At 40.1% G+C, this 12,814-nt stretch carries 11 protein-coding genes; 10 read left to right on the forward strand and 1 reads right to left on the reverse strand.

Annotated elements, in window-relative coordinates; all coding sequences use genetic code 11:
* The coding region (thrB, locus tag JGK20_RS14450; protein WP_293231005.1) for a homoserine kinase at positions 1-657 on the forward strand (657 nt) is incomplete at its 5' end.
* Positions 658-954: 297 nt separating this feature from the next.
* Here the strand turns inward: thrB and JGK20_RS14455 are convergent.
* Complete coding sequence (locus tag JGK20_RS14455; protein WP_293231008.1) at positions 955-2,337, reverse strand: NB-ARC domain-containing protein; 1,383 nt, start codon at positions 2,335-2,337, stop codon at positions 955-957.
* 177 nt (positions 2,338-2,514) lie between these two features.
* Here JGK20_RS14455 and JGK20_RS14460 point away from each other — a divergent pair, with 177 nt between their 5' ends.
* From JGK20_RS14460 to zwf, 9 genes are all read left to right on the forward strand, one after another.
* Positions 2,515-2,730: a hypothetical protein gene (locus tag JGK20_RS14460; RefSeq protein ID WP_293231010.1), complete on the forward strand. Its 216-nt coding sequence runs from the start codon at positions 2,515-2,517 to the stop codon at positions 2,728-2,730.
* A 112-nt stretch (positions 2,731-2,842) separates the two neighbouring features.
* On the forward strand, positions 2,843-4,024 hold the full coding sequence (locus JGK20_RS14465; RefSeq protein WP_293231013.1) for an FxsB family cyclophane-forming radical SAM/SPASM peptide maturase: 1,182 nt from the start codon (positions 2,843-2,845) through the stop codon (positions 4,022-4,024).
* 19 nt (positions 4,025-4,043) lie between these two features.
* Positions 4,044-5,888 (forward strand): HEXXH motif-containing putative peptide modification protein, encoded by a 1,845-nt coding sequence (locus tag JGK20_RS14470; RefSeq protein WP_293231016.1) that lies wholly within the window; start codon positions 4,044-4,046, stop codon positions 5,886-5,888.
* Positions 5,889-5,962: 74 nt separating this feature from the next.
* Positions 5,963-6,481, forward strand: a complete 519-nt coding sequence (locus JGK20_RS14475; protein WP_293231019.1) for a phosphoglycerate mutase family protein — start codon at positions 5,963-5,965, stop codon at positions 6,479-6,481.
* A 75-nt stretch (positions 6,482-6,556) separates the two neighbouring features.
* A complete protein-coding gene (locus tag JGK20_RS14480; RefSeq protein ID WP_293231022.1) occupies positions 6,557-7,360 on the forward strand; it encodes a hypothetical protein in 804 nt (267 codons plus the stop codon).
* Positions 7,361-7,685: 325 nt separating this feature from the next.
* Positions 7,686-8,759: a class 1 fructose-bisphosphatase gene (fbp, locus tag JGK20_RS14485; protein ID WP_293174592.1), complete on the forward strand. Its 1,074-nt coding sequence runs from the start codon at positions 7,686-7,688 to the stop codon at positions 8,757-8,759.
* A gap of 182 nt (positions 8,760-8,941) precedes the next feature.
* Complete coding sequence (gene tal / locus JGK20_RS14490; protein ID WP_293231025.1) at positions 8,942-10,063, forward strand: transaldolase; 1,122 nt, start codon at positions 8,942-8,944, stop codon at positions 10,061-10,063.
* A 252-nt stretch (positions 10,064-10,315) separates the two neighbouring features.
* Positions 10,316-11,146 carry a hypothetical protein gene (locus JGK20_RS14495; RefSeq protein ID WP_293195681.1) on the forward strand — a complete coding sequence of 277 codons (831 nt, stop codon included), beginning with the start codon at positions 10,316-10,318 and terminating at the stop codon, positions 11,144-11,146.
* Positions 11,147-12,676 carry a glucose-6-phosphate dehydrogenase gene (gene zwf / locus JGK20_RS14500; RefSeq protein WP_293174584.1) on the forward strand — a complete coding sequence of 510 codons (1,530 nt, stop codon included), beginning with the start codon at positions 11,147-11,149 and terminating at the stop codon, positions 12,674-12,676.
* Positions 12,677-12,814: the final 138 nt, after the last annotated feature.

Consider the following 12,814-nt stretch of genomic DNA (forward strand, 5'->3'; position numbering starts at 1 on the left):
GATGTGATGCAGTTGGCGATCGAACTTGAGGGACATCCCGACAACGTTGTCCCCGCTTTACTCGGAGGATGTCGCCTTGCTGCTAGCAATACACCCCCCCAACCCCCCCTTAGTAAGGGGGGGCTAAGAGAACAACTCCCCCTTAGCGAAGCGGGGCTAAGAGAATCACCCCCCCTTAGCAAGGGGGGGCAGGGGGGGGGTTCCTGGCAAATTTGCGACATTCCGTGGCATCCCGATCTCGTGCCCGTGGTAGCGATTCCCGATTTTGAACTTTCTACAGCCGAGGCGCGCCGAGTTTTGCCAACAGATTACAGCAGGGCTGACGCGATTTTCAATGCTGCACATCTCGGTTTGTTGGTGCGGGCTTTGGCTACGGGCGATCGCAATTGGCTGCGTTGCGCCCTCCAAGACAAAATTCACCAGCCTTACCGCCGATCTCTGATTCGGGGATATGAAGCGGTGCAAGAAGCAGCGTTGAATGCAGGGGCTTGTGGGATGGTAATTAGCGGTGCGGGGCCGACGCTTTTGGCTTTAACGGATGTTACTAATGCTGATGCGGTTGTGAGGGAAATGGCGGCGGCTTGGGGGGAATTTGGGGTGAAGGCTGATGTCAGGGCGATCGGGCTTGATACTGAAGGAGCACAAGTCTCCAGTTAGTTGAGTAGGACTTACATGGGAGTCCAGAAACCGGGTTTTTACGAAAATACCTGATTACAGCCCTCAGATTCGGTAAAAAACCCGGTTTCTTTGGTGGCGTGCGTGACTCCTGTTAGGTTAGCTTGATAAAAAATCTATTGTACGATCGAACTCCGATACTGCACAAATTGATAAATTAGTCAATAAAAAACTCGATGCACTGGAAACTGGGTTGTTTTGCGAAAATATATACTTGCTCAATACCTGAAATCTCAGTAAAAACCCAGTCTCTTGAGTATGAACGCGCAAGTCTCAAATTTAGGGTTGTAAATTTAAACAACAATTCTTTACATATTCCTGAAAAACAGAAGACAATTTAAACAAAATTTTATCCTCTTTTATCTTCCTTACTACATACCTTTGTTGTAAAGATTGTAAACCATTAATTAAATCCATTGATGATAAATCTAAACTCTGTCTTAAATATTCTCTGGATACAGGCTGCTCGAACTTACTTAATTCTAAAACAAGTTGCTGTTCAATAGGTGATATTCTCTTAAATAACTGGTGAAAGTTATATTGCATATCCTTGGTAATAATCAAGCTATTCTCGGCTAAAAACTCAGCAACCTCACCATCAAAAATCTTTTTAATTAAAATAGCAATACTTTTTAAATAAACCGGATTACCCTCATATAAATTAATTAATTTTAACCAACAGTCCTCATCTTTTAGTCCTGTACTTTTCAGAATTGCCACATCATCTAAATCTGATAACTCTAAACATTTAATCGGATATAATTCCTCATCTAAACACTCCATTTCCGCACATTGCTCTTGACTGATTAGAATCACATTACTTTGATGCTCAGTTTCTGCAATCATGGCGAACAAGTTTTGATAATCTTGATATTCAGATTTATATTGTCCGGCAAATTGACCGGGAATAAAGATATTATGAACATCATCAAGAATAATCAAACATTTTTTGTCTCTAAAAATATCTAATAATTGTTTTAACTTATCATCTATAGTTTGTTTAGCTTCTTGTTTACAAGCATTCAATAAATCATTAACCAATAACTCTAAAGATTTAGGGAATTTTAGGCTTGTCCAGATAATTACTTCAAATTCTTGTAGATTGAGATCGACAAACCTTTTAACTAGAGTAGTTTTACCAATTCCACTCAATCCCAATACTGAGATTAAACGAGTATTGTCATTGCTAATCGAATTATAAAGGGTTTTAACTTCAGATTCTCTTGCGTAAAAGTTGATTATTTGAGGTGCTACTGTTAAATCGTGATAATGTGATGTAGATTGAGTATTTATCTCACTTTCCTTGAGCTTATTTATTGGGCAGAGTTGATTTGATATTTGTGTAGGACAAAAATTATTATTACTGCCATTTATATTGTAAATATTAGAATTGTCAGATGATTCAATATATACTCTTTCTAAGCTAGAACAAAAATTAGATTTTTTTATATCCTCACCCAATATTTCAGATAAAAGTTGCCATAATTCAGCACCTACATCACCTACATAATTTTTAGTGACATGGCACTTCTGGGCGATATCATCATAGGTTTGTCTTTGCCAAGTCCCCTCAACTACAGCCCTTTGAACATCATCTAGGTGCTTTCCAGTTCGTTCAACCACTAGCCGATCGACAAATTGTAACAGTTGGCTTACATTCACAAAAGCTATAGAGGGTAAAGGTTTTACCCATTATAGCTTAACCTGATTCCTATTTTTTCCTATCTTTTCCTATTTTTTGCTTAATATTGTGTCACAAAACTCCAGTTGAAATCCGGCTTTTTCCGATCGCACTCCCATTTTTTCCGTTACCTATAATTTATTAGGATCATTTCTAAAATGACACAAGCAAAAGAAGAATTACTAACTGATACTCACTCACAAAATGATTGTATTGTTCTGGATCTTGAAGAATTTGACTTAAGTGACATAGGTTTACTCAAAAACACAGCACTTGGTAATGTTTTGGAAAAAAACTTTTCTTCCCGTTCATCGGGTCATCCCAAACATTCTAGCTATAGTTCTTATACAAAGCATAGTAAAGGTGCTTGGTAATATTTAACAATTATAACAAGGTCAAGTAGTATTAAATAGCTACAATTTGCCCCGAATAGTAGCTATTCAATCTAGACAAAAGTTAAATATTTTATGAAGACACGATAGAGTTATGACTGAATTTGTACCTAAACCCTTACATTCACTGGTTTGTAAAGTAGTATCCCGTTGCAATCTTAACTGTGATTATTGCTATATGTATCAGCATAGCGATCGAAGTTGGCAACAGCAACCTTTTAAAATGTCAGAAGCAACTATTACACAATTAGGTAAGAGAATTGATGAACATACCCAAAAACATCAATTATCAGAATTTGCTGTAATAATGCACGGTGGAGAACCTCTCTTAGCGGGATTAGAATATATTAAAACTTTTAAAGATATTATAACCACAAATATTCTCAACATAAAGTTAGAATTTGGTATACAAACTAACGGAGTTTTGTTAAACAATGAAATTTTAGATTTTTGTGTTTCTAATAATATCAGTATCGGCTTAAGTATGGATGGGAATCGAGAAGCTAACGATCTGCATCGCTTAGACCATCAAGGTAAATCTTCATTTTCCAGTTTGGAAAAAACTCTTGAATTATTAAGTAGCGATCGAGGACGTAAAATATGGACTGGTTTTTTATGTGTGATCGATCTCAACAACGATCCTGAAACAGTATATTCGTACTTATCACAACATAAGCCTCCTTTTATTGATTTTTTATTCCCTTTACATCACCACGATCTAAGACCTTTTGGTAAAGAACAATCTCTTGATGTAAGCCCTTATGCAGATTGGTTACTTAAGATTTTTAACATTTGGTATCATCAAAAACCTCAAACAATCAAAATCAGGAAATTTGAAGAAATTATTTCGCTAATGCTAGGATTGCAAGGGAATTCAGAAGAATGGGGTTTAGACCCTGTTGATTTTGCCGTTATTGAAACCAACGGTGATATTGAAGCAGTTGATTCTTTGAAAGTTACTTATCCCGAAGCTACCAAGTTAGGAATGAATATATTTACCCACAGTTTTGATGATATTTTTAACTCGCCAAAAGTTATTGAGCGTCAAGAAAAGTGGCAATATTTGAGTAAAAATTGTCAAGAATGTAACTTAGTTAAAGTTTGTGGTGGTGGTTATCTTCCCCATAGATACTCTCGCGAAAATTACTTTCATAATCCATCAGTGTATTGTTCCGATCTCAAAAAACTGATTACTACAATTCGCCGACAAGTAATTGAAGATATGCAAACAATAAAGAGGAAAAAAAATACGGAAGTTAAGTCAAACTTCCTTTGATTAAATTAGGGTTAATGCAATGAAAATCGAGCTGAATAGTAATACGATAAAAAAATTAGTTTCTCCTACAGGGGCTTCCGATCCATTAGTTCAAGTAATTTACTTGGCAGAATATCATAGAACTTTGCTAAGGTTAAGCAATCTCTATCAAAAACTGCGATCTGAATCACCTCCGTTAATTGACGATGATACCAACTTTCGTCAATCTTTTGAGTTGGTAAAATCTTTTTCTAAAAAAGCCCAAAGAAAGATTTTACGCTATCCATCCTTTAGTATTTGGTTAGATACCGCTTGGCAATTGGTGAACCGAAAAGCTCATATTCTTTTTCCAGAAATGCACATTAAGTTTCATCTGGAATCTTTCATAAACTTTATTTTAGCAATGGCAACATATGACAAGATAGAAAATTTTGAGTGTTATTTATATACCGATAGTGCTGGAATTATTGCCATACCCGGAACTGGAATTTATTTACAGCACCCTCAACATATTGCCTTTAAAAGATTGCGTTTTACTACCACAAATAATGACAAATTTAATATTTATACAGATGACAATCAAAAGTTGGAAATGATTCAAAATGAAATACCTCATCTCAATAATGGAATTGAATTAAATGGTTTTGATAGTGACTTACATTTAGGAGGTCGCTATGATTTAAGATTTGAAGAATTAACACCAAATACCACTATTAAATGGTTATCTAGTTTAGAGGAAGCTTGGTTTTGGATAGATAGTTGTTCAAGTTTATTAGCAAGTGAAATTCTCATGGGTGTCCAATCTTTAGTCCCCGTACATTCCCATGCTATTGATGTTCATATAAGCCAGACATTTCGTGAAATACCCGGACTTCTCATTTTATCTTGGATGTCAGATACCTCAGTAATAGTAGAAGCTTTAGTCCATGAATATCATCATCACAAACTTCATGCTTTATTAAATTTAGATCCAATCCTTGTAGAAGGTAGTCCAGAAGAAATTTATTATTCTCCTTGGCGTGATGATCCCCGGCCTCTCGGTGGTATTTTGCAGGGAACTTATGTATTTCAAGCTGTTTTAGAATTTGGGAATAAACTTCTGAAAACAGATATGCCTATTTTACAGGAAAAGCGTTTGCAACAAAGAGTATATACTGTTAAAAAACAACTGCAAACAGCACTTAAAGTTTTAAGAACAAATGCAGGATTTTCTTCGATTGGTCGAGGCTTGATTGAAGGAATAGAAGAAAATATCGATCGAGTTGAACCTGAAATTCCTCAAATAGAACAACAACTGATTGACTTGAGACTAAAAGAACATCAGCGGCAATGGGAAGCAGAAAATCCTAATTTAGTGGAAACTAAAATATTTCCCATTAAACTCTCTGTTGATTTGGAAAATAAGGACATCAATACAATATTAAGTCAATCGTGTCAATGGTTAGGAATTGCCCCAAATATTGATTTACGTCCCTTAACTTATCTAAGACAACCCTTGGATCCAATTCTTGAGACTTTAGTAGCTATTTACCACGATCGAGGCTTAAAAGAATTAGAAGAGATCTTAAAATCAACTCAGTTGGGAGATTCAATTTTATTGGACTTAATATGCGGACATACTGCTTATCTCGATCGAGACTATCAGAAAGCGGCAGAATTTTATCAAAGTTGTATCGAGCAATATCCTAATGCTCCTTATTTTTGGCAATGCTTTATGTTTGCATTGAGACATTTAAACCTGCTGGAAGATTGCGAGCTAATCTTACTTAACCTCGATAAACTTGTTGCTAATAGTTTAGCAATTCAAGAAATATTACGGCAAGATTTAAGCTCTGACAACAAAGTTCAATTGCTGGTTAAATCTGTGAAAAAATTAGTCAAGTAAAAAAAATATGAATTTAGCAAATTTGAACACGCATTTAGTAATAGGCAGACAAATATTTAGCGGAGGAAAACAAAATGTATACTTTAGTTTTAATTAGACATGGTGAGTGCGTATCTAATCAACCTAAAACACTCCTTGAAAATCATGAAGAAGATGTACTTACTTTAAAAGGATGTACTCAAGCAGAACGTACTGGACAAGCCTTAAAACCATTTCTTGTAGAAAGAAGTTTTAAGTTATATTCTTCTACTCTTGTTAGAGCAAAGTTATCAGCAGAGATTATCAAAAATGAGGTTAATTCTTTGATGGAAGTTAACTATGATGAGCGGTTAATTGAAAAAAATCTAGAAGAGTCCTATGAAGAGGCTTTTAGAAGATTTAATGATTTTGTGGGCGATGTAATATCAAAAGATAACGACCAAAACTTATTTTTGATAGTTACACATGGCAACTTAATTCAATCGGTAATTGGGAACATTTTAGAAGCTAAAGATTGTTCAATAATTGAAGTAACTAACTGCGGAATTTCTGTAGTAACAGATCGACGCCTTTGGGCTTGCAATATGATACTTCATTTAGTGGGAGTTCTGTGAATCAAGTATAAAATATTGCTCATTTTTAGGTGGGGATTACCATATTGAGTTAATTTGTAGGAGCGGATTAATATAATGAGTTTGGTAGAAAAAGTCATTAACAATATTCAAAGAAAAGACTTACAATATGTTATTGATTTAGAAAAAAAGATTTTGACTTCTAAATTAACTTTAGGTTGTCAAAATTTGTTAATAGATGTGGAGGATCGAGAAACCGCCCAACAATATTTCTATCTTCACACACTACCTATGTTAGAAGGACTAGGATTATTAGAGCAGCAGGAAAATGCTATTTTTTGGGGAACTGTACAACTATGTTTAGATTTACATCTAAGATATGTCGATTACATAATAGATGATGATAAAATAGACATAAGTAGATTATTAATTACGCAAAAATCTTATGATTATTTATTCCGAGCGCAAATGCTACTAAATCAAAGAGGCTATTTGTGGCGTTCCGAGCAAATAGCTATTTATACCCAATATTTTGACTATGAGAAAGAGGTTAATTCCGATCGATTTCATGATTTTGGTAGTTTGTGGAGAAGAGTATCTCCTCTATTTGTTATTTCTGGAAGTTACTTAAAATCTTGCAATCAAATAGTTGATTTTGATTTTTATTACAAACGGTATATAAGTTATTTGTTGCTCAAAGCAGATTGCTTGGATATTATTAAGGATATTTATAAACAAAAAACTCCGATTACCAATTTAGTATATAACTACGATAGTCAAATTGATAAGAATGTAATGTTGATGGCTGACACTATTAAGTCTATTGAGGTTAAATTAGATCGAGTTTTAACTCAAATCAAAAACCACATATTTAACAAACTTCCAATTTGGGCAATAATTATTGAAAGTTTGTTGTCTTAAAGTTTCGCGATCGGGTTCGTTCTGCAAAGTATGATTTATAACTTAATTATAACATTCGTTTCGCTCGCCGATGAGATATTCCAAAAATTAAGCGTCCTCTGCGGTTAAATAAAAAATTTAGTGATTTTGAATACAATTCCCGACTAAATAGCCGATCGCACTCTTCAATTTTGTCTGGGGATCTAAAGTTCACCTAAAGTTCCATGCCCGATCGCAAAACCCTCCCTAAAATAGAAGTTGCAGGACTATCGGTCTCATCGCCGATTCAGGAACACCTGAAAAATCCCAAACTAGCGAGCCACAAGACAGGGAGAACATCAAAATCATGGTAAACGCGCCGACAGGGGAAGCCCGCCTAGGCCAAACCGAGCAGGTACAAGCCTTAGACCGCGATTGTACGACTCTATCCCGTCATGTACTCCAGCAACTGCACAGCTTTTCAGCAGATGCTCAGGATTTGAGTGCCCTAATGAGTCGCATCGGATTGGCTGCAAAGTTGATCGCAAGGCGACTCAGCAGAGCCGGGTTAATGGAAGATGCTTTAGGGTTTACAGGGGCTGTAAACGTGCAGGGAGAATCTGTCAAAAAGATGGATATCTATGCTAATGAAGTGTTTATCTCGGTATTCCAGCAAAGTGGACTTGTCTGCCGCTTGGCTTCGGAGGAAATGGAAAAACCCTATTACATTCCTGAAAATTGTCCGATCGGGCGTTACAGTCTGCTCTACGATCCCATAGACGGTTCTTCCAATCTTGACATCAATCTCAATGTCGGCTCCATATTCAGCATCCGCAAGCAAGAGGGGGATGATGAAGACGGTTCTGCTGCCGATTTGCTCCAACACGGGCACAAACAAATCGCTGCCGGCTACGTGCTGTATGGGCCCAGTACAATGCTGGTTTATTCGATCGGGCAGGGCGTTCATTCATTTACCCTCGACCCCAGTTTAGGCGAGTTTATTCTATCAACCGAAAACATCAAGATTCCAGATAACGGCCCGATCTACAGTGTCAATGAAGGTAGCTTTTGGCAGTGGGAAGAATCTTATCGGGATTACATTCGCTACGTACATCGAAATCAAGGCTACACTGCTCGGTACGGCGGGGCTTTGGTGGGAGATTTTCACCGGATTTTATTTCAGGGAGGCGTGTTTTTGTATCCCGGAACCGTGAAAAACCCCGATGGCAAATTGCGTTTACTCTACGAGTCGGCTCCTTTGGCGTTTTTGATGGAGCAAGCCGGAGGGCGCGCTAGTACGGGTATTCAAGACATCTTGGACGTGGTGCCGACTAAAATTCACGAGCGCACGCCTTTGATTATTGGCAGTAAAGAAAATGTAGCGTTGGTTGAGTCTTTTATTAAAGAGCGATCGCGCAATCCCATAACACTTGAAGAGTGAAGTTAGTTGACAGTTGACAGTTGACAGTTGACAGTTGTCAATTGATAGTTGTTAGTTGTTAGTTATTAGACCGAAGTTGGAAGATAGTAAGAGGAAAAAAGGAAGAAGGAAGAAAGTTTTCACTGCCCATTACCAATTACCCATTACCCATTACCAATTATCCAAGTTTAGGAGTTAAATCAATGACGGACCAGACAAAGAATCACCTGTTAGAAATCAAAGAAATTGGCCAGAGTATCTGGATGGACAATTTGACTCGCAATCTGATCGAGTCCGGCGAACTCAAGCAGATGATTGAAAGTCGGGGACTGCGGGGGATCACATCTAATCCGGCGATTTTCGAGAAGGCGATCGCGGGTAATGTGATTTACGATGCTGATATTGAAGCGGGCATCCGGGCTGGTAAATCTGTACTCGAAATTTACGAATCTCTGGTATTTGCAGATATCCGCAATGCTTGTGACATCTTCGCCCCAGTTTACGCAGAGTCCAAGGGTTTGGACGGTTACATCAGTATCGAAGTGCCACCGACGATCGCGAATGACACAGAAAGTACAATTAGCGAAGCCTTGCGCTATTATCAGGCGATCGGAACTGCTCAAGGTTTGCCCGCCGTAGAGCGAGTCATCAGTGAAGGGATTAACGTTAACGTGACTTTGCTGTTCTCGGTTGACAGCTACGTCGAAACTTTCTGGGCGTACATTCGCGGTTTGGAAGCGCGGGCAGCTAAGGGTTTGGATGTGAGCAACATCGCTTCTGTTGCCAGTTTCTTCTTGAGCCGGATCGACATCAATATTGACGGCAAGATTGACGAGAAACTCAAAAACGTCACAGATATTTCCACCAAAGCCAAACTGGAAGCAGTGAAGGGGAAAATTGCGATCGCCAATGCCAAGGTAGCTTACCAGAAGTATAAAGAGATCGTCGCGAGCGATCGTTGGCAAGCATTAGCAGCAAAGGGAGCCGAAGTGCAGCGACTGCTGTGGGCGAGTACCAGCACTAAAAACCCCAACTACAGCGATGTGATGTATGTGGATGAGCTAATCGGCCCCGATACGGTGAACACTTTGCCACCGAACACCGTTGAAGCTTGTTTCGATCACTGCGATGTCGCGCCCCGGATTGAGAATAACGTTGCAGAAGCTTACAGTCTGATCGAAAGTCTCAAAGATCCCGACATCGACATCAACTTGGACAAAGTGATGGAAGACTTGCTCCTGGACGGGATCGAGAAATTCGTCAGCCCCTTCCAATCCCTGATGGATTCCTTGGAAGAGAAAGTTAAGAGGCTCGCACCCGTATAGTTCGCCGATTTGGTATCGGTAAGGGCAGAAACTCTCAGGAGTCTGAACACATAATCGTTTTGGCTCCTGAATCCTGATTAAATGCTCGTCCCCAATTATTGACGCGACTGAGATTATGGAAAATTTGTGTACGAACGTACACAATTCCCTTGTCAAAGAATATTTTGTGTACGAACGTACACAATTCCCTTGTCAAAGAATATCAAGTCCGCAAATTCCTGATTTTTCATACCTGACTGCTAAAGAAGTGTTATGTTAACTCCCCATACCATTCAACAAAGCGAGGAAGTCAACGCCCAACTGGATATCGCTGAACGGGCGAGGCTTCAACAACTCGAATCGATCGTAGAACAAGGACTTCATACTTTTTACGAAGTTGGCAAAGCCCTTGAGGAAATTCGGGAACAAAAACTGTACCGGGAAACCCACAAGAATTTTGAGGCTTATTGCCACGAAAAGTGGGGAATCACGAAACGAAGAGCTTATCAGTTCATTGACGCGGCTGAGATTATGGAAAATTTGTGTACGAACGTACACAATTCCCTTGTTAAAGAATATCAAATCCGCCCATTAAAGGGATTGCCCCCCGAGGTACAGCTAGAAATTTGGCAAGAAGCAGTAGAGTCATCGCCCAACGGGATTCCTACTGGTGCAGCAGTTCAGCGTTTGGTTGAACAGCGATTTCCATCGCTAGGAAGCGGGCGAACTCCCAAGGATACTGCTTCAGAATTGGAAAAATTGCGATCGGACAATCAACGCCTCAGACAGCAAATCCGAGAGCAAAACAGAGAGAGGGATCGGCGTGCTGCTGCTGTGGCGTTGGAAATGGAGCAACTTCGAGCCGAAAACAGGCAGCTAAAAGCTGAACTGCGACAACGAGATAAAGATTGGGAAGTTCGACTAGCTGCTGAAAGGGTTAAAATCCGGGCGGAAGTTATAGCGGAACTCAGAGAGGAAATCCGGGCGGAAGTCAAAGCCGAATATGAAGGGCAGATCAACTCTCTGACCCAGCAATTAGCAGAAATGACGGCAAATTATCATGCTGTACTGGCAAGATTAACAGCACTAGAACAAGGAAAATAAATGGTAACGATACTTGAAAATCCACTGCGGGTTGGTTTGCGAAAAGAACGGATGCCGGAACCGCAAATTCTGGTGATATTTGGAGCTTCCGGCGATCTCACCCAGCGCAAACTGGTACCAGCAATTTATCAGATGAAGCTCGATCGGCGTTTACCACCAGAAACTACCGTCGTGGGTGTGGCCCGCCGTCCCTGGAGTCACGATTACTTCCGAGAACAAATGCGGGAAGGCATCGAAGAATTTGGCGGCGGTATTAGCAATGAGGAATTGTGGCAAGATTTCGCCAAAGGTTTGTACTACTGTCCGGGCGACATTGACAACCCCGAAAGCTATCAAAAACTCAAAGCTTTCTTAGCCGAACTCGATGAAGAAAGGAGAACTCGCGGCAATCACATATTTTATCTGTCGGTTTCCCCGAACTTTTTCCCCGAAGCAATTCGGCAACTCGGCGCCGCTCAACTGCTGGCAGATCCAGTCAAACACCGCTTGGTAATTGAAAAACCCTTCGGCCGCGATTTGAGTTCGGCAAAAGCTCTCAACCGTGTGGTGCAGCAGGTTTGCCAAGAACAGCAAGTTTACCGGATCGACCACTATTTGGGTAAAGAAACTGTTCAGAATTTAATGGTGTTCCGGTTTGCTAATGCGATTTTTGAACCGCTGTGGAACCGCCAATTTGTGGATCACGTACAAATTACCGTTGCAGAAACTGTGGGCGTAGAAGACCGGGCCGGTTACTACGAATCCTCTGGGGCGTTGCGGGATATGCTGCAAAACCACTTGATGCAGATTTTCTGTCTGACGGCGATGGAACCGCCAAACTCCCTCGATGCTGACAGCATCCGCACCGAAAAGATGAAAGTTCTGCAAGCAACTCGCTTGGCGGATTTGAATAACTTAGAGTTTTCCGCGATTCGCGGTCAATATTCCGCAGGGTGGATGAAAGGCAAACCCGTGCCGGGTTATCACGAAGAACCGGGGGTTGCTCCCAACTCGACAACGCCGACTTTTGTGGCGATGAAGTTTATGATTGACAACTGGCGATGGCAGGGAGTGCCTTTCTACCTGCGGACTGGTAAGCGGTTGCCGAAAAAAGTTAGCGAAATTGCAATTCAGTTTCGGGAAGTGCCGCTGTTAATTTTTCAGTCGGCGGCCCAACAAACTACTCCTAACGTTTTGACGATGCGGGTGCATCCCAATGAGGGGATTTCGCTGAGGTTTGAGGCGAAAATGCCGGGGCCAGATTTGCGGACGCGGACGGTGGATATGGATTTTAGTTATGGTGCTTCGTTTGGGGTGACATCTTCGGATGCTTACGATCGCCTGTTGATTGATTGTATGCTGGGCGACCAAACTTTGTTTACCCGTTCTGATGAAGTGGAAGAAGCTTGGCGGGTGGTAACTCCGGCGCTGATGGCTTGGGAATCTTCCAACGACCAAAGTTTGGTTCCTAAATATGAAGCTGGTACTTGGGAACCGGCAGAAGCAGAATTAATGATTAACAGAGACGGCCGCAAGTGGCGACGACTTTAAAAGTCAATTGTCAGTTGTCAGTTGTCAGTTGTCAGTTGTCAGTTGTTAGTTGTTAGTTGTTAGTTGTTAGTTGTCATTAGGTAAGAGTTGCTAACTTAAGAATCATCAAGGACTAATTTAGTAATCCTAATGTTCGGG

It is taken from the genome of Microcoleus sp. PH2017_05_CCC_O_A (assembly GCF_020738785.1).
Lineage (GTDB): Bacteria > Cyanobacteriota > Cyanobacteriia > Cyanobacteriales > Microcoleaceae > Microcoleus.